At 60.9% G+C, this 16,735-nt stretch carries 21 protein-coding genes and 1 tRNA gene; 13 read left to right on the top strand and 9 right to left on the bottom strand.

All coding sequences use genetic code 11. The annotated features are described in order from the left end of the window. Positions 1–213: 213 nt before the first annotated feature. The 4 genes from ACGVKB_RS09570 to aroC are packed head-to-tail and all read left to right on the top strand — an operon-like array spanning position 214 to position 3,582. Complete coding sequence (locus ACGVKB_RS09570) at positions 214–1,182, top strand: hypothetical protein (protein ID WP_392351498.1); 969 nt, start codon at positions 214–216, stop codon at positions 1,180–1,182. A gap of 42 nt (positions 1,183–1,224) precedes the next feature. Next, on the top strand, positions 1,225–1,980 hold the full coding sequence (locus ACGVKB_RS09575; RefSeq protein WP_392351500.1) for an aspartyl/asparaginyl beta-hydroxylase domain-containing protein: 756 nt from the start codon (positions 1,225–1,227) through the stop codon (positions 1,978–1,980). After that, positions 1,977–2,438, top strand: coding sequence for a cupin domain-containing protein (locus tag ACGVKB_RS09580; protein WP_392351502.1), 462 nt, complete (start codon positions 1,977–1,979; stop codon positions 2,436–2,438). Before ACGVKB_RS09575 ends, ACGVKB_RS09580 begins: the two co-directional genes overlap by 4 nt. A gap of 49 nt (positions 2,439–2,487) precedes the next feature. Further along, positions 2,488–3,582, top strand: a complete 1,095-nt coding sequence (gene aroC / locus ACGVKB_RS09585; RefSeq protein ID WP_392351504.1) for a chorismate synthase — start codon at positions 2,488–2,490, stop codon at positions 3,580–3,582. A gap of 14 nt (positions 3,583–3,596) precedes the next feature. Here aroC and ACGVKB_RS09590 read toward each other — a convergent pair whose 3' ends face one another. From ACGVKB_RS09590 to ACGVKB_RS09620, 7 genes are all read right to left on the bottom strand, one after another. After that, positions 3,597–4,004 carry a hypothetical protein gene (locus ACGVKB_RS09590; RefSeq protein WP_392351506.1) on the bottom strand — a complete coding sequence of 136 codons (408 nt, stop codon included), beginning with the start codon at positions 4,002–4,004 and terminating at the stop codon, positions 3,597–3,599. A 61-nt stretch (positions 4,005–4,065) separates the two neighbouring features. After that, on the bottom strand, positions 4,066–4,608 hold the full coding sequence (locus ACGVKB_RS09595; RefSeq protein WP_392351508.1) for a bifunctional 4-hydroxy-2-oxoglutarate aldolase/2-dehydro-3-deoxy-phosphogluconate aldolase: 543 nt from the start codon (positions 4,606–4,608) through the stop codon (positions 4,066–4,068). A gap of 139 nt (positions 4,609–4,747) precedes the next feature. Next, complete coding sequence (ftsH, locus tag ACGVKB_RS09600) at positions 4,748–6,598, bottom strand: ATP-dependent zinc metalloprotease FtsH (protein WP_392351510.1); 1,851 nt, start codon at positions 6,596–6,598, stop codon at positions 4,748–4,750. Between the two features lie 45 nt (positions 6,599–6,643). Continuing rightward, the gene (sat, locus tag ACGVKB_RS09605) at positions 6,644–7,816 is read right to left on the bottom strand and encodes a sulfate adenylyltransferase (RefSeq protein WP_392351512.1); all 1,173 of its coding nucleotides are present in this window, start codon (positions 7,814–7,816) and stop codon (positions 6,644–6,646) included. 130 nt (positions 7,817–7,946) lie between these two features. Then, on the bottom strand, positions 7,947–8,777 hold the full coding sequence (locus ACGVKB_RS09610) for a photosystem II manganese-stabilizing polypeptide (protein WP_392351514.1): 831 nt from the start codon (positions 8,775–8,777) through the stop codon (positions 7,947–7,949). A 184-nt stretch (positions 8,778–8,961) separates the two neighbouring features. Then, positions 8,962–10,257 carry a bifunctional phosphopantothenoylcysteine decarboxylase/phosphopantothenate--cysteine ligase CoaBC gene (coaBC, locus tag ACGVKB_RS09615; protein WP_392351516.1) on the bottom strand — a complete coding sequence of 432 codons (1,296 nt, stop codon included), beginning with the start codon at positions 10,255–10,257 and terminating at the stop codon, positions 8,962–8,964. Next, entirely contained in the window at positions 10,247–10,450 is a 204-nt protein-coding gene (locus tag ACGVKB_RS09620; RefSeq protein ID WP_392351518.1) for a DUF2555 domain-containing protein, read from the bottom strand. The genes coaBC and ACGVKB_RS09620 overlap by 11 nt, the downstream gene beginning before the upstream one ends. Before the next feature lie 71 nt (positions 10,451–10,521). Here ACGVKB_RS09620 and ACGVKB_RS09625 point away from each other — a divergent pair. The 5 genes from ACGVKB_RS09625 (at position 10,522) to ACGVKB_RS09645 (ending at position 13,057) form a co-directional block, all read left to right on the top strand. After that, a tRNA-Ala gene (locus ACGVKB_RS09625) sits at positions 10,522–10,594 on the top strand. Positions 10,595–10,611: 17 nt separating this feature from the next. After that, entirely contained in the window at positions 10,612–10,767 is a 156-nt protein-coding gene (locus ACGVKB_RS09630) for a hypothetical protein (protein ID WP_392351520.1), read from the top strand. Between the two features lie 43 nt (positions 10,768–10,810). Next, entirely contained in the window at positions 10,811–11,008 is a 198-nt protein-coding gene (locus ACGVKB_RS09635; RefSeq protein ID WP_392351522.1) for a hypothetical protein, read from the top strand. 111 nt (positions 11,009–11,119) lie between these two features. Further along, positions 11,120–11,467, top strand: coding sequence for a DUF565 domain-containing protein (locus ACGVKB_RS09640; protein WP_392351524.1), 348 nt, complete (start codon positions 11,120–11,122; stop codon positions 11,465–11,467). A 72-nt stretch (positions 11,468–11,539) separates the two neighbouring features. Further along, positions 11,540–13,057, top strand: coding sequence for an NAD(P)/FAD-dependent oxidoreductase (locus tag ACGVKB_RS09645; protein ID WP_392351526.1), 1,518 nt, complete (start codon positions 11,540–11,542; stop codon positions 13,055–13,057). Here ACGVKB_RS09645 and ACGVKB_RS09650 read toward each other — a convergent pair. After that, positions 12,997–14,046: an aspartate carbamoyltransferase catalytic subunit gene (locus ACGVKB_RS09650; RefSeq protein WP_392351577.1), complete on the bottom strand. Its 1,050-nt coding sequence runs from the start codon at positions 14,044–14,046 to the stop codon at positions 12,997–12,999. The genes ACGVKB_RS09645 and ACGVKB_RS09650 overlap by 61 nt on opposite strands. Then, positions 14,043–14,681 (bottom strand): DNA-3-methyladenine glycosylase, encoded by a 639-nt coding sequence (locus tag ACGVKB_RS09655; protein ID WP_392351528.1) that lies wholly within the window; start codon positions 14,679–14,681, stop codon positions 14,043–14,045. The genes ACGVKB_RS09650 and ACGVKB_RS09655 overlap by 4 nt, the downstream gene beginning before the upstream one ends. Before the next feature lie 14 nt (positions 14,682–14,695). On the opposite strand from ACGVKB_RS09655, the gene ACGVKB_RS09660 reads away from it, so the two are divergent. The 4 genes from ACGVKB_RS09660 to gatC are packed head-to-tail and all read left to right on the top strand — an operon-like array spanning position 14,696 to position 16,725. Further along, the gene (locus ACGVKB_RS09660; RefSeq protein ID WP_392351578.1) at positions 14,696–15,442 is read left to right on the top strand and encodes a queuosine precursor transporter; all 747 of its coding nucleotides are present in this window, start codon (positions 14,696–14,698) and stop codon (positions 15,440–15,442) included. A 54-nt stretch (positions 15,443–15,496) separates the two neighbouring features. Continuing rightward, entirely contained in the window at positions 15,497–15,640 is a 144-nt protein-coding gene (locus tag ACGVKB_RS09665; protein WP_392351530.1) for a hypothetical protein, read from the top strand. Between the two features lie 6 nt (positions 15,641–15,646). Beyond that, the gene (locus ACGVKB_RS09670) at positions 15,647–16,435 is read left to right on the top strand and encodes a creatininase family protein (RefSeq protein WP_392351532.1); all 789 of its coding nucleotides are present in this window, start codon (positions 15,647–15,649) and stop codon (positions 16,433–16,435) included. Next, a complete protein-coding gene (gene gatC, locus ACGVKB_RS09675) occupies positions 16,432–16,725 on the top strand; it encodes an Asp-tRNA(Asn)/Glu-tRNA(Gln) amidotransferase subunit GatC (protein ID WP_392351534.1) in 294 nt (97 codons plus the stop codon). Before ACGVKB_RS09670 ends, gatC begins: the two co-directional genes overlap by 4 nt. Positions 16,726–16,735: the final 10 nt, after the last annotated feature.

A 16,735-nucleotide genomic window follows, 5' to 3' on the forward strand; every position in this document is an offset into this window, starting at 1 on the left:
CCCCCTCGACCTGGCTGCTGCTGAGTCCACTCCTGTGGCTCTGCAGGCACCTGCCATCGGTTGATCTGGAATCAACCTGTTCCTTCTGGAACAGAACAAACGATTCAGATCAACTGAATCGGAAAGCCCCCGCCTCACGGCGGGGGCTTTTTGTTGGGCACTGATCAGCGCTATGCCCTAATTCCCTAGCGTTGATGGGTTCCCGAGCTGAGCATGCAGCAGGCGATCGACAGCAGCATCGACGCACAGATGGCCGCTGCCATCGCAGCGAACAACTGGGAGCGGCTGCGCTACATCGGCAACCGCTTTGAACGGGCCGGCTGCTATCGCGAGGCCTGGTCCGTGCTCGCCCAGTCCGTCGAAGCCACCAACCCGCACCGCCTTTCAATCTGGCCGGGCCCCCATCAGAACAGCAGCGGTGTGCTCGTGCTGCCGCGGTCCCGTGACCTGGGTGATGAGCTCAGAGTTCTGCGTTTCATCGGGTCTCTGCAACGCCATGTCAGCCACGTCTGTGCCTTGGTTGAACCACGGCTCGCCCCGCTTGTGCAGCGCAGTTTTCCTGGCGTGAGCTGCTGTGATCCAGACCAGCCGCCACCACTGAATGGGATCAGCCATAGGGCCGCACAGGAACGATTGGCACTTTGGTTTGGTGCGGATGCCGATCAACTCCAAACCAACTTTCAGGCCCTAACGGCGCCACCCCTCGATGGGAACCCACCGCCCCGGGGCATTGGCATCAGCTGGTTTTCCAAATCGAAAAACAAGACACTTCCCTCCGTCGAAGACTGGGTCGATGTGATCCAAGCCATCAAACAACCGATTCAGTCGCTGCAATACCTCGAAAAGCCGGCAAAGATCAGAGCACTCCGCGAACTCAGTGGACAGCGCATTCGGTCATCACAGCCCATTGATCAAATGGAAGATCTGGATGGATTCGCCGGACAGATTCGGTCGGTTCGGGGGGTCATCACCATCAGCAACACCACGGCCCATCTGGCAGGTGCCCTGGGCGTGCCCTGTGTCGTCATCCTCGACAACGGCAGCATCACCAACTGGCCTGATCAGGGCGAACGCACACCGCTCTACCCGCAGACCCGTTTGATTCGTCGTGGCGACGATGACTGGAGCACCACCCTCCGACGCGGCTGGAGAACCTTGAGAAGCATGCTGAAGGAGTCGTGACTCCACAGCCATGCAAAGCTCCTGGACTCCCTCCGACAGGTGATGGCCACCGGCAAACGTGCAACGAGAACGCTGCCCCAACGCATCATCCGCTGGGGACCCTGGAACTATCGCTTCTGGCGGGAGATCGCACGGTGGTGCTACGAGCGCTCTCTACACAACCCGGCCGTCGTTGATCCGGACCAGTTCTTTCCCGCCCATCGGGAACTCCTGGAGAACTACACCGCCATTCGCAGGGAAACCCTGGAGATCGCTCTCTCGGGCCGGCTCCCCGCCAATCACGAGATCATGCAGCAACAGCGAACGCTGTATGAATTCGATCGCAAAATCTGGGGAATGCTCCCCCTGCGCGGTTATGGCTTCAATTACCCGGAGAACCAGCGACAGATCCCAACGCTCAAAGCCTTCCTGACACGTCACCCCGATGTGGTGTCCGCTGCGGTGAGTCTGTTCCCACCAGGCAAGGTTCTGCGTCCACACAAAGGACCGTTTAAGGGGGTCTGGCGGTATCACTTGCCGCTTTACGTCCAGCAGCTCGGCAACGGCAGAACGTCCTGTGAACTCAAGATCAATGGCACCCGCTACGACCTGCAAGAGGGCGAAGGATTCCTCTGGGACGACACCTTCATGCACTCCGCAGTCAACCGTTCCGATCAACCGCGGGTGGTGCTGTTGTTTGACGTGTTTCGAGACGATCAGCCGTTCTGGCTGATCGGTATGAGTTGGCTCTTCCTCTGGGTCGCCCAGCTCTGGCAACGCCTCCAAAACATGCGCGCACGCGCGCTGATGCAGCCATGAATGCCACGGCGCGTGAGCTGATCCAACGGCATCAACTTCAGCCCCATCCAGAAGGAGGTTGGTATCGGGAACTGCACCGGAGTCCGGTTGAGATTGAGCGGGGTGATGGACATCGACGCGCTGCGCTCACCGCCATTGTGTTTCTGCTCTGCGATGGGGAACGAAGCCGCTGGCATCGCGTGAGACAGGCTGATGAAGTGTGGGTGCATTGCACAGGGGCCCCTCTGGCGCTCTGGTCCTGCCACCCGGACACGCTCCAGGTTGAGCACCATCAACTCAGTGGCATGGATCCTGTGCGCATCATTCCAGCTGGCCACTGGCAAGCCGCCCGAAGCAGTGGCGCTTACAGCTTCGTGAGTTGCTGCGTCGGACCAGGCTTTGACTTTGCGGACTTTGACCTGCTGCGCGACCTACCGGACTCCCAGCGGCCGGTGCTTCCCTACCCCGAGTTGGTCTGATCCAGACCAGACGACGGCTTCGTAGCCTCTCTGGCAACGAACGTGGACCATGGGCAGCAGCTTCGGGGATCTTTTTCGCATCAGCACCTTCGGCGAATCCCATGGAGGCGGCGTCGGTGTGATCGTTGAAGGTTGTCCACCGCGCCTGGATCTCGACCTGAACGAAATCCAGAGAGAACTGGATCGACGCCGACCGGGACAAAGTCACATCACCACACCCCGGAAAGAAGCGGATCAGGTGGAAATCCTGAGCGGCCTCCTCGATGGCACGACCACCCTCGGCACGCCCATCGCCATGCTGGTGCGCAACAAAGACCAGCGTCCTGGCGATTACAAGGACATGGCTGTGGCCTTCCGCCCATCCCATGCCGATGCCACATATCAGGCGAAATACGGAGTCCAGGCCAGAAGCGGTGGCGGCCGTGCCTCCGCACGGGAAACCATTGGACGGGTCGCAGCGGGTGCGGTTGCCAAACAACTGCTGTACAAAGCCGCCAAGACCGAAGTCCTCGCCTGGGTCAAGCGCATTCACACCATCGAAGCGGATGGCATCAACCCAAACGAGGTGAGCCTGGAGGACGTCGAAGCGAACATTGTGCGTTGCCCAGACCCAACCGTCGCCGCGGCGATGGTTGAGCGGATCGAGGCCATCGGTCGGGAGGGTGATTCCTGTGGTGGCGTCATTGAGTGTGTGGTGCGCCATCCAGCGATGGGGCTTGGAATGCCCGTCTTCGACAAGCTGGAGGCTGATCTCGCCAAAGCCGTGATGTCGCTTCCCGCCACCAAGGGATTTGAAATCGGCTCAGGGTTCGCCGGAACGCTGCAGAAAGGCAGCGAACACAACGATGCCTTCGTGCCCAGCAGCGATGGACGCCTGCACACCACCACCAACAACTCCGGCGGCATTCAAGGCGGCATCAGCAACGGAGAAGCCATCGTGATCCGCGTCGCGTTCAAACCGACGGCCACCATCCGTAAAGAACAGCAGACCATCGATTCCGAGGGGAAAGCCACCACACTCGCCGGCAAAGGACGCCATGACCCCTGCGTTCTGCCCCGGGCGGTGCCCATGGTCGAAGCCATGGTTGCGCTTGTTCTTGCCGACCATCTCTTGCGGCAACAGGGACAGTGCAGCCTCTGGTGAAGGGAGTCCCCCTTTCAGGACGTCACCGGCTGTTCTGCACCTGCATCGATCGTCGCACTCCTGGTGCGAGAGCGCCGCGTTGATGCAGTCGCTGGCGATGCCTTCTTCACCCTGCGCCGGGGACGATCACTGGCGCTGCGGCTTCGATGGTTCAGGACCAACGTCCATTCCTCATCCGTGAGGCTCGACGGCTTACTGCCGTGGGCATAGGCCAGCTTGGCGGCCTTCTCGATGTCTTTGATCAGGTTGACCCAGGAGGTCGCAAATCGCTTGTCGGACTGCGACTTGGCACCGCTTTCCACCAGGGTCTCAACCACCCCTGCCGCCGTGACCTTCTTGCGGCGCCGATTGAAGATCTCCTTCTGCAACTGAGCGATCAAGGCATCAGCTTTGTCGCTCAGCTTGATGGTGAGCTGCGACATCCCTCAGGGCATAGCTGTCTCATCTGTAGCAGTTCGGACCCAGTTCAACCAGGCCATGGCCTCAGCGGCCGGGGGCCTGCGACTGCTGGAGCAGCTCCAGCAACTCCGGCCGCACACCGGAAGACTGAACCACCGAACGCCCCAGGGCGACAGCGTCATGCCCGGCCTTCAACCAATCCTGGAGATCAGCCGGAGCCAGGCCACCTGCTGCAATCACAAACGGCAAGGGGCCAAGCGGTGATCGCAGACGCGACCAGTATTCCCGCCCAAGGGTCGCCGCAGGGAACAGCTTGACCAGTCGACATCCCACCTGAATCGCCTGAATCACCTCCGTGGGAGAGAACACACCGGGAACCACAAGCACCCCTCGGGATCTCGCTTCCGCCTGGAGATCAGGGTCCCAGCAAGGGGACATGGCATAGGGCAGATCAAGCTGCTCGAGATCATCAAGGGCGCGACGATCCACCACCGAGGCAGCACCCAGCGATAAGGACGGACAGCGGTCGCGGATGGAGACCAAAAGATGGCACCAACCTGGGTGAGGGGACCAGGCGAGTTCCAGGTGGCGCAGCCCTGCCGCTTCAAGGGTGGCCAACTGATCCAAAAGAGCAGATCTGAGCGCAGGATCCGACTGGTCGAGGTCAACCGGGCTTGGGCGAACGACCAAAAGAAATGGCTGGACCCTCAGGGAGGCAATCAACCTCTCCTGACGATCCAGCCAACGATCTCGTGCTGATTCAGATTCAGACGTATTCGGCAACGCGGGCGTCACGCTTAATCAGAAGCTCCTGGAACTCCTCTGCATCCACCGTCTCACGCTCGACGAGCATCTCGGCGAGTTCATCGAGAACACCACGGTTGTCCTGAAGAACTTTGGTGGCACGCTTGTAGGCCACATCAACCAGATCAGAGACTTCCTGATCGATGGTGGCAGCCGTGTCTTCGGAGAAGTCGCGCTCAGCCGCGATGTCACGGCCCAGGAACATTCCCCCTTGAGCACGGCCAAGGGCCACGGGTCCAAGGACGTCGCTCATCCCGAAACGCGTGATCATCTGCCGGGCCGTCGACGCCACCTGCTGCAGATCATTGGACGCACCGGTGGTGACTTCGTCTTCTCCGTAGATGATTTCCTCAGCAACGCGACCGCCGAGGGCAACGGCCATCTGGTTTTGGAGGTAGGCCCTGGAGTACAGCCCAGACTCCATCCGTTCCTCACTCGGTGTGAAGAAGGTCAGACCACCGGCATTGCCGCGGGGAATGATTGAAATCTTCTGAACAGGGTCGTAGTCAGGCATCAGCGCTCCAACGATGGCGTGGCCAGCCTCGTGGTAGGCGACAAGGCGCTTGCGCCGCTCGCTCATGACCCGATCCTTCTTCTCGGGACCCACCATGATCCGCTCGATCGCATCGCTGATTTCGTCGTTGCTGACCTCAGTCAGTTCGCGACGTGCCGCCAGGATGGCGGCTTCGTTGAGAAGGTTGGCCAGATCGGCACCGGTGTAGCCAGGGGTGCGACGGGCCACTTTGTCGAGGTCGACATCCTTGGCCAGGGTCTTGCCACGGGCATGGACACCAAGGATCTGAAGACGACCGGCGTAGTCGGGACGATCGACCGTGACTTGGCGGTCAAAACGGCCCGGGCGCATCAGTGCAGCGTCCAGAACATCAGGACGGTTGGTGGCCGCAATGATGATGATGCCGGTGTTGCCCTCGAAACCATCCATCTCGGTGAGGAGCTGGTTCAAGGTCTGCTCCCGCTCGTCATTGCCGCCGCCTAGACCAGCACCACGCTGCCGACCAACCGCATCGATCTCGTCAATGAAAACGATGCAGGGGGAATTCTTTTTGGCTTGTTCGAACAGGTCGCGGACACGGCTTGCGCCGACACCGACGAACATCTCGACAAATTCAGAACCGGAGATCGAGAAGAAGGGAACCCCTGCTTCTCCTGCCACGGCCTTCGCCAGCAGGGTTTTACCGGTTCCAGGAGGACCAACCAGCAAACAACCCTTGGGAATCTTGGCGCCAACGGCCGTGAAACGGTCTGGGTTTTTGAGGAAGTCGACGACCTCAGTGAGCTCAAGCTTGGCGCCTTCGATTCCAGCCACATCCGAGAAGGTGACTTGGGTCGACGGCTCCATTTGAACCCGAGCTTTGCTCTTGCCAAACTGCATGGCGGGATTACCACCACCGCCACCCTGGGCGCGCCTGAACAAAAAGAACAGACCGCCGAGGAGAAGCAGCGGGAAGATCAAGCTGCCAGCAGCCTGTTGCCAGGCCGGGGTCTGACGTGTGGGCTGAACAGCGATGTCCACGTTGTGCTCGGTCAGCATGCCGAGCAGTTCCTTATCAGGAGCAAGGTTGACATCGGCCCGTCGGCCGTCGTTCTCCACCACCTTGGCGGTACCGCTGTCGGGGGAGATCACCACACGACTGATCTGGTCATCCTGAACGGCTTCGATGAAGTCGCTGTACCGCATCGTGCGGACTTCAGGCTGTGAGCCAGAACCACCCCCGATGAAGGCGGGGGCGATCACAGCGATCGCCAAAACCAACAGGGCGGTTAGGCCGATGTTGCGCCAACGCTTGTTCAAGAGTCGCCTCGCTAGATGAAGGAATGTTAAACCGATCGTCCGGGATCAGGCGGCCCGGAGCACGTCAACAACGCTCTTGAAGGCGAACCACTCAGGAATCTCCTCACCGTTGCGCAGCATTTTGCGGAACTGGGTACCGCTCAGCTTCCGGACGTGCAGTCCGCGGGCCTCGGCATGCTCGGCGGTCACATAGCCCTCTTCCTCCGTGTACACGAGGTTGAGGGAGGGAACGGTCTCCATGGTCAGTTCCGGAGCACATTCCTTGGCGAAGTTCTGGGCGTCATAGGGGCCGTAGAAGTCTTCACCGCTGAGGGAGGACTTACAACCCGCCATGTCCCGGCCGATGATGAAGTGCGTGCATCCGTAATTCCGACGGATGATCATGTGCTGCAACGCCTCACGGGGTCCGGCCATGTGCATGGCATAGGGGAGGTAGGCCCAGCGAATGCTGTCGTTGTTGACCTCCGCTGCCAGGCGTTCATAGGTCTGGAAACGAACCTCTCCGGGAATGTCGTCCTGCTGGGTGGGACCGCAGGTGGGGTGCACCAGCACCACAGCGTTTTCACTCACGTTCTGGGCATGCAGAGCACGCGTGAACAGTTCGTAGTGAGCGCGGTGGATCGGATTACGGCATTGGAATGCCACCACATCTTCACCGGCGGGGAGACCGGCACGAACCTCGGCGGGTGTCTTGCAAGGGAACACACGGTTGGGGAGTTCAAGGCCCTGCAGAGCGCCCCCGAGATAGAAGCGCTTGCGCTCCATCGAAATCATTCGAACCGCAGGATGCTCGAGTGACGTGGTGCCGTAGCAGCCCTTGGCTTCCACAACCTTGTTGGGTTCCCACTTGTCTTCAACCGTGAGCACGGCCAGATCCTGACCGTTGTAGGTGAGCAGAACCTTGTCGCCGACTGCGACGTTGTCCTGATCCGTATCCATCACGATCGGCAGACCGAAGAGATGACCGGCAGCGGTGCGATGACCGCTCACAACCGCGTCGTAGTCCTCTTGATGCATGAAGCCACGGAGGGGTGAGAAACCACCCACCACCAGCAGCTCAACGTCGCAGGCGTTGCGATCGGAACATTCGAGTGTCTTTGTGGCACTGGCCTTGACCGCAGCACGGTCAGCCTCGGGGACCATCAGGTCCACCAGGGTTCCGCCATAAGGCGCAATCACACCGGATCGCTGGGCAGGAGCGGAAACGCTGGCGGACATAGCGCTGCGTGCAAACGGAGAACCGCGCGATTCTCCCAGATGATCTCGCGATCGAAACATCCGGACGCAAAAAAAGAGGGCCCTCAGGCCCTCGTTGAACAATGTCACGACCTCTTCAGAGGCTCTGATTTCAGAGCTCTTCCAGGCGTCCGTACAGGTCACCACTGATCTTGATGTCGATGACCTCGCGACCACCCATGTCGGAGTCGGAGGGCTGAACGGCACTGAAGACGCCGGCGAATTCACCGGTTTCAGGATCAACCTTGGTGATCGACATGCTCATGGTGCCGACACCGTCGATGTAGCGCTTGTTGTTGTCCTTCTCCAGATCTTTCTCATCGCCACCAAGGGCAATCAGACCCTGGGCGTACTGCACACCAGTGGTGAGAGCGCGGCCTTTGGGATCAATGAAGTTGCTGGTGCGGTAGCTGGGGGTCCGGTAGGTGCCTTCGAAGTCGGTGCTCGTCGAAATGGCTGCACCGTCAGCCGTGGCATCAAGGGACTTGCTGGAGAAGGTGAAGGGGAACTCCTCACCACCAGGCACCAGAACAGTGATGGGCTGGAAATCGATTCCACCCTTCTCCTGGAATGCCAGACCGCCATCGGTGACGGTGAGATCTCCGAAGACCTCGTCAAGGCTGGAGGTATAGCGGGTGAGGATTTTGCCCTCGACGAACTGAGCCACCTGACGGCTGTTCTTGGGCTCTTCCTTGGCGTACACCTGGACAGGGTGCATGCAGATGTCGCGGAGCTCGTACTTGCCGCCGACCGTCAGAGGGATCGAGCCGCGAGCCGAGTCGCCCAGGGTCGGGCAATCATTGGCTTTACCGGTGTTCCGAATGTCGTCGTACGTGGTGTTAGCCGCCGCACGCTGCACGGCCTGACTGTCGCCGCTGCAGGCTGTTGTGACCAGGGAAAGACAGAGCGCCAGCACGACGGCCAGCAGGGGACGAATGCGCATGGATAGAGCCGGAAGGCTGGATGAGGTGCGGCAGACAACCGCCCGGTTCGGATCTTACAGGGGGTAAACCGCACCACCGGCTTGCCTTTTGCAGGTCTCAACAACTTGTCGAATCACAGAAGACGATCGGCGCAGGGTCACCACGATCGCCAGCTGCCATCAGCTCCTCGGCATGCCTCCAGGATCAGGATTCCGCCGAGACGGCTGCCGGCACCGGTTGCACGGCCTCCAAAAGGCGGTCGAGCAAACGGTGAGCCATCGCCAGCTTTGGCATCGACTCAATCGCTGTGCAGCCGCTTTCGTCCAACAGCCACCCCCCGTTGTTGATCGAACCGAAACCCTGATCAGAACGGTCGATCGGATTCACCATCAACAGGTCACACCCTTTGGCGACCCGTTTCTGCTCGCCACGGCGAAGCATCTGGGTCTCCTCCCCCGCCAGCGCGGCGAATCCAAGCAGCACCTGACCGGATGGCCGCCGACGGGCCAGTCCCTCCAGCAGATCCGGAACCAGCGTCCAGCCGCTCCCGATGCTGTCGATCAACTGTTGTTTGGGCTGCTTTCCCTGGCCTCCTCCATCGACGCGACGCAGATCCGACACGGCCGCAACCATGGCCACGGCATCGACATCACCCTGGCGTGCCTCCAGGGCCCGTTGCATCTCGGCCGCCGACCGAACGGACTCGCACTCCAGCCCCTCCAACCAGGCCTCCGGACACTGCAGAGGGCCATGAACCAACGCCACCTCAGCGCCACGCATGGCCGCGGCCTGGGCCAGAAGGACGCCCATCAGACCGCTGCTGAGATTGGTGATCAAGCGAGCCGCATCCAAGGCTTCAACCGTTGGGCCTGCACTCACCAGCAGGCGGCGGCCCACACAATCACGCACGATCGATGACGGAGGCTCCCCACGGCTGAACAGGCTGGCGGCGGCGAGAACAATCCGCTCCGGTTCTGCCATCCGACCGGACCCGATGCGGTCACAGGCGAGCAGACCTGAGCTGGGGGCCAGGGGCAAGACACGCGGCCAGCGCTGAATTGTGGCCCAGTTCTGACGAACGGCAGGGTGAGACCACATTCCTGTGTTCATCGCCGCTGCCGCCAGCACAGGTGCTTCGGTTGCCAGGAGCAGGCTGGCCAGGAGACCATCCGCCAGACCCGCACACCAACGGCCGAGGCTGGTGGCACTCAGCGGGGCAACAATCACGATCTCGGCCCACTCCGCCAGCTCGATATGAAGGGGGCGAGGACAGGCCGCTGACCATTCATCGCCGTTTTGATAGCAACGGTGACGACTCAGGCTGGCCAGAGCCACAGGGCTGACCAAACGCGCAGCACTCGGTGTGACCACACAGCGGACCTCCGCACCCGCCTTCACCAGGGCACTGACCAGCAGAGGCGTCTTCACGGCCGCGATGCTGCCGCAGCAGGCGACGAGACAACGCCGTCCTTTCAACGGCGCCGCGACATCAATCCTCATCAAATGGTTCCTGGTCGACCAGGTGCACGTACGGCGCCGTCAGGTCGGGTCGATGGATCGCCAGCGCTCTGAGCAGATGCCAGTCGGACAGGCTGTCGAAGGGGGTGGGGTAATCGTCATCATCCAGTCGACTCGCCAGGACAGCGATGGAGTCCTCGTCGAATTCAGCCAGGCGTTCAGGAGTGATCGACATCGACAGCGACAGCTCAGGTGACTGATCTCTTCCAGTGTGTCCCAATCACAGACCGCTAGCGTTTCCTGCCTGGGGAATTAGCTCAGCTGGTAGAGCGCTGCGATCGCACCGCAGAGGTCAGGGGTTCAAATCCCCTATTCTCCATCGATCCAAGGGGTCTGATGCAGATGCAGGTCAGCCGCAGACGATCGGCCCTGCTCATCAGCCTCGGCATCGTGGTGATCCTTGCAGTGATTGCCAGACCCTCGGCCCTGGTGACCTTCAGTCTTCTGACCCTCGCGAGCGGCTTCAGTGAACGCCGTTCACAACGCCTTTGACACATCATGAGGTAAAAGGGAAGAGTGATTTTTCCTGTTGTCGATGTCGCAATCGAAACGCGAGCAGGTCGTCAGCCACCTGCGTTACATCCGTCAGGAACTTCGCGAGATGCACCAAGGCGTGATGGAAGACGGCCTGCTGCCTGAAGCCGGTGAAGTCCGAGGCGTTATGGCCCAGATGGAAGCCTTGCTGGAACTTCTGGAAGGGAAGTCCTCCCGGAAAAAGGCCGAAGCCAAGTAAGTGCTGCGCTGAACCGACTAGCCAAATCAAGGGGTCCGAGCTTTGCTTCGAGCATCCCCATCACCCAGCCCGGGAGACCCCGGGTTTTTTTATTGTTGTGATCCTGTTCTGATGGCGCGTCGACGTCAGGCCACACGTCTGCAGCGGTCGCTGGGCGAGATCGGAGAACGTCTCGAGCGATGGGCGGACAATCCCTGGCGTCGGCTGTCCGTGTTCACCATCACGCCACTGCTTGGCTTCTTGTTGGGCACGGCGGTGTCCTCCGTGGCGGGCGTTCTCGGCCAGCTGGATCCGGTCATGGCGCTGGTCGTGGTGTTGGGAAGCGAATCGATGATCCGGCTGCGACGCCGACTCAACAGGTCGGTACAGCGGCACCCATCGATCTTGATGATCGGCCTTGACTTCGTCCGCATTGGCTTCCTCTATGGCCTGTTTCTGGAGGCCTTCAAGCTGTTTTAAAACCAGATCAACGCGGGAAGGCAGGTCCTCGAAATCTCCATACCCTGCAAGAAGAGGTCTGCGTTCGAAACGATGGCTCGTGATCATTTCTTTCTGGAACTCGAGCCGCCTTCCGAACAACTACGACACGCCGCCCACGTCGTCATCGTGGGAGGAGGCTTTGCCGGCATCCATGCCTGCAAAGCCCTGGCATCAGCGAATGTCCGGATCACCTTGATCGACAAACGCAACTTCAATCTGTTCCAGCCCCTGCTGTATCAGGTCTCAACCGGTTTGGTGTCCCGCGGTGATGTTGCAACCCCACTCCGGGAACTCGTTGGTCAGCAGCACAACGTGCAAGTTCTGCTGGGTGAGGTGACACAAATCAACCCAGAAGGGAAGCAAATTGTCTTCAACGGCAAGGCTTACAGCTACGACCACCTGGTGCTGGCCACGGGCTCGGGCAGCACGTTTTTCGGCCATGAAAAATGGCGCACATTCGCCCCACCAATGAAGATCCTCGAGCACGCCGAGGAGATTCGTCGACGCCTGTTGATGGCCATTGAACAGGCGGAACAGACCCCGGATCCGCATGCACGTCAGTTTTTGCAGACGGTTGTGATCGTTGGCGCCGGACCCAGTGGTTGCGAAATGGCTGGGGCCGTATCGGAACTGATGCGCTGGGCGCTCAACAATGACTTCAAGCAGCTCGATCCGAGCAAAACGAGAATCGTCCTGGTCGATCCGGGCGATCGCGTGCTGCGGGCCATGCCGGAAGCCCTCTCCAAACAAGCGATGGAGTCGCTCGCGGCAGATGGCATTGAATTTCTGGCGAATGGTCGCGTCCAAACGATGCGACCCGGGGAAGTGATCGTCGGCACTCCGGATGGCGACGTTCGGCTTCAGGCCGCGACCGTGATCTGGACCGCTGGGGTGCGGGCGTCGCATCTGGGCCAGAAGTTGGCCGACACCACAGCCTGCGAGGTGGATCGAGGGGGTCGTGTCGTGGTCAACGACGATTTCTCAATTCCGGGACATCCAGAGATCCGGATTGCAGGAGATCTCTGCAGCTACCGCCACACCAAAGACGGATCTCCCCTCCCGGGCATGGCAGCCCCGGCCAAGCAGGCCGGGACCTTCATCGGCAAGGATCTCGCGGCCATCGTCGCCGGTCGGGCACGGCCGCGGTTTCACTACTTTGATTTCGGCAGCATGGCCGTTCTGGATCGGGCCACAGCGGTTGCTGATCTGCGAGGCCTCAAAGTCTCCGGGGGGGCAGGCTGGTTGCTGTGGGCGGTGGTGCATCTCGTCCTGATCCCCGGCTGGGAAAACAGAATCTCCCTGTCGATCAAATGGTTGTTTGCCCTGTTGTCACAGCGGCGTGCTGCCCTCCTGCTCACGGGCATGCCCAGCCAGCACATTGCCCTGAACGCCGCGGATGCCCATTTCCCGATGCAGAGCGGACGGGGACCCTCGATTGCAGCACCAGACGCCGCCCTGAAGGCAGCGATGAACTACTACTCCCATCAGATGACCGGGCTGCCCCAGACTCAGGAATTGCTGGACACCACTGAGGATTCAGCGGCAGATTCGGCAGCGGCCATCAAATAAAGCAGGGCCATCCGCGTCGGCACACCGTTGCGGACCTGCTCCTCCACCAGGCAAATCTTCAGATCGTCCAACAACTCACCGGTCATTTCGACACCGCGATTGACCGGGCCCGGATGCAGAACAGGAACCGATTTGCCGCAGAGCAGCAAGCGTTGGTGGCTCAGACCGTAATCCCGGTGGTAGCGATCGAGGTCCGTCAGCAGTTGCTGTCCCATCCGTTCTTTCTGCAGGCGCAGTGTCATCACCGCATCCGCTCCGTCAAGGGCTCTTTCCAAGCGTCGCTCGACGGTGATGCGCCCGCGGTGAGGCACAGGATCCACCGACAAACCGGGAGGGGGGGCATCCACAAATGCGGCAAAGGCATCCGGCAGGAGACTGGGGGGACCGCAAAGCACCACCTCAGCCCCGCAGGCCGTAAGGGCCCAGAGGTTGGAGCGTGCGACCCGGGAATGAAGAATGTCCCCGACGATCACGATGCGCTTGCCCTGCAACGCCTCGGGCATGGGGTGCTGAGGCGCGAAATGCCGAGCCAGCGTGAGCAGATCCAGCAATCCCTGACTGGGGTGACTGTGCAGTCCATCGCCGCCATTGAGAACGACGGTGCGCTCTCCCGCCCGCTCGAGATCTTCGGCGAGTTGTTGGGGCACCGCTGTGGAGCGATGACGCACCACCAGCACATCGGCCCCCATGGCGACGTAGGTGCGGGCAGTATCCAAAACGCTTTCGCCCTTGCTCAACGAGCTACTCGACGGCGAAAAACTCATCACATCCGCCGACAGCCGTTTCGCCGCCAGTTCGAAGCTGCTGCGCGTGCGGGTGCTGGGCTCAAAAAACAAGGTGGCAACAAGCCGACCCTGCAGCGCAGGAATCTTGCGAGCACCCGTCACAGGCAGGGCACGAAAGCGCTCAGCCATCTCGAGCACAGCGGCATAGTCCTCGCGAGAAAACGATGCGAGATCCAAGATGTGGCGGTGGGTCCACCCGCTCATGCTGCCGTCCTCTCCTGTGGGAACCATGCCTGAGTGCGAGGAGGCATTCGATCACCGGATGCCCGCCGACTCACACTCCGACTGGATCGCAGATACCAGCGCCAGGGCCTGTCCTGCGCCTTGGTGATGCCGATCCGTGTGGTTGTCACAAGCGTGGGGCAAGCCAAGGTTGCCGGCCGAGGAGCCAGCCACACCTCATGTTCGCCTGTCGTCAGACAACTGTCATCACGGCGATTGAGATCAAAACGCCGGGCCAACAAGCCTGGACCGGCCGCGACGCGCTCAGGCTCACCCGGGAGCGCCACGGCCCTAAGCAACACACCATTGGCCCACTCCGCACGATCGGTCACCACATTCACGCAGTGGTGGATGCCGTAGCTGACATACACGTAAAAGCGACCAGGTTCACCGAACAGCGTTTCGTTCTGCGGCGTCCTGCGCCGATAGCCATGGCAGGCGGGCTCGTCCTGGGAATACGCCTCCGTTTCCACAATCACGCCCCAGAGCAAGTTTCCGTTGGCTTGGCGTTTCACCAAGCGGCAGCCCACCAACTCAGGCCCTACGACCTCGGCAGGGCGACAGAAAAACGAGTGGGGTAGGACGTCAAGACCCGTGGCAGACAATGAGCGCGGCACAACAACGCAACGGGATGGGGAACAGCGAAGAACCAGTCCTGACCCGTCAGGCCCTTCAGGCGAGACGCGATCTGGTCTTTCTCATCCTGGCGGGGCTGTTTCTGGGAACCCTGGGGATGCTGAACATCCTCGGGCTGACCCGCTTCCTCCAGTTGGGTCAGATCGGATCCTGGCCCATCGTGGTGGCGGTGGGAGCCCTGCCTTATCCGATCACCTTTCTCTGCACCGACCTGATCAGTGAACTCTGGGGCGAACGCCGGGCCAACCAACTGGTCTGGATCGGTTTGCTGCTGAACGGCTGGGTGCTGTTGATCCTGTGGTTGGGAGGGATCCTGCCTGGCTTGCCCGGCAGCAGTGATGCCACCTTCCGCACGATTCAGCAACTCAGCTTTGGCTCGATTGGAGCCTCAATGGTGGCGTATCTCACGGCCCAATTCGTCGATGTGCGGGTGTTTCATTTCTGGAAACGTCGCACCAAGGGCAAAGCGCTCTGGTTGCGCAACAACGGTTCAACCCTGGTGAGTCAGCTGGTCGACACCAGCTCCGTGGTGTTAATCAGCCACTACGCCGCCCATGTGCTCCCCGTGAATCCCGACGAAGCCCTGCTTCCTCAGCTCGGGAGCTTCATCGCAGGCGGTTATCTGTTCAAACTGTTGGCGGCCCTGGCTGACACCCTCCCCTTCATCTGGCTCACGGGCTGGCTGCGGCGTTGGCTGGAGGTCCCTGGCGACGGCAGCGAACTTGCGACGGATGGTCTCTGATGAACGGCAGGCAGGGACAGAGCCCGCCATGCTGTCGTCATCCAGCCCCAACCCATGGATCTCGCTCTTTCAGGGTTCAACCTCGGCACCGTTCTGCTCGCCAGCATCGTGTTGTTTCCCCTCGCCTGCCTGTTCTTCGGAACCCGCGGCGGCTACTACAACACCGACCAGTACGACGGCAACGGCACAGCCCATTGAGTTGAAATGAGCGCTTCCGTTCCCGGCCCCGTCGACTCGATTGAATCCATCCGACTCGCCCTACGCAGCTGGCCGGAGGTTGAGACCTATCTGAAGCACTGCAAAGGCGTGATCGTGCCGTTGGGCTCCACGGAGCAGCACGGCCCCACCGGAGCGATCGGTACCGATGCACTCACCGCTGAAGCGGTGGCCCTGGAGGTTGGCAAACGCACGGGAGTGCTGGTGACACCGGCTCAAGCCTTCGGCATGGCCGAACACCACCTCGGCTTCGCCGGAACGATGAGCCTCCAGCCAGCCACCTTGATGGCGGTCATGCATGACCTGGTGCTTTCACTCGCCCGCCATGGATTCGAGCGGGTGTTCGTGATCAACGGCCACGGCGGCAACATCGCCACCACGAAGGCGGCCTTCGCCCAGGCCCATGGGACTGCCGCCAGCCGAGGCTTGCCCGTTGCTCCCCGGCTGCGCTGTCGCCTGTCCAACTGGTTCATGGCCGGGCCCGTGATGCAGCAAGCCCGTGAGCTCTACGGCAACAAAGAGGGGCATCACGCCACCCCCAGCGAAATTGCCGTCACCCTCTGCATGGAACCAAGCCTTCAGAGCAAGCAACGGCCTCTGCCCGACCCAGCACCGGCAGGCCCCATCCACGGACCTGAGGATTTCCGGCAACGCCACCCGGATGGACGGATGGGGTCCCATCCGTCTTTAGCCACAGCCGCCCATGGAGCCAGCCTGCTGGAAACAGCCGCGACCGCTCTAAGCGAAGATCTATCCAGTTTCCTCAAAGCGGCATGAGCCGGATTTCCGCCGACGACGTACGCAAAGTCGCCAAGTTGGCCCGCCTCGACCTCCCTGAGGACAAGATCTCGACCTACACCGGTCAACTGGAATCGATCCTCGAGTACGTCAGTCACCTCGAACAAGTCGACACCGAGGGAGTTCCTGAAACAACACGTGCTGTGGAGGTCACCAACGTCACCAGAGCCGACGGGGTGACGCCCACACCGGTGCGCGAGGACATTCTCAGCCAAGCGCCACAACGGGAAGGTGATTTTTATCGCGTCCCGAAAATCCTGGCTGAGTGATCCGCAAGGA

It is taken from the genome of Parasynechococcus sp., assembly GCF_042954325.1.
GTDB lineage: Bacteria > Cyanobacteriota > Cyanobacteriia > PCC-6307 > Cyanobiaceae > Parasynechococcus.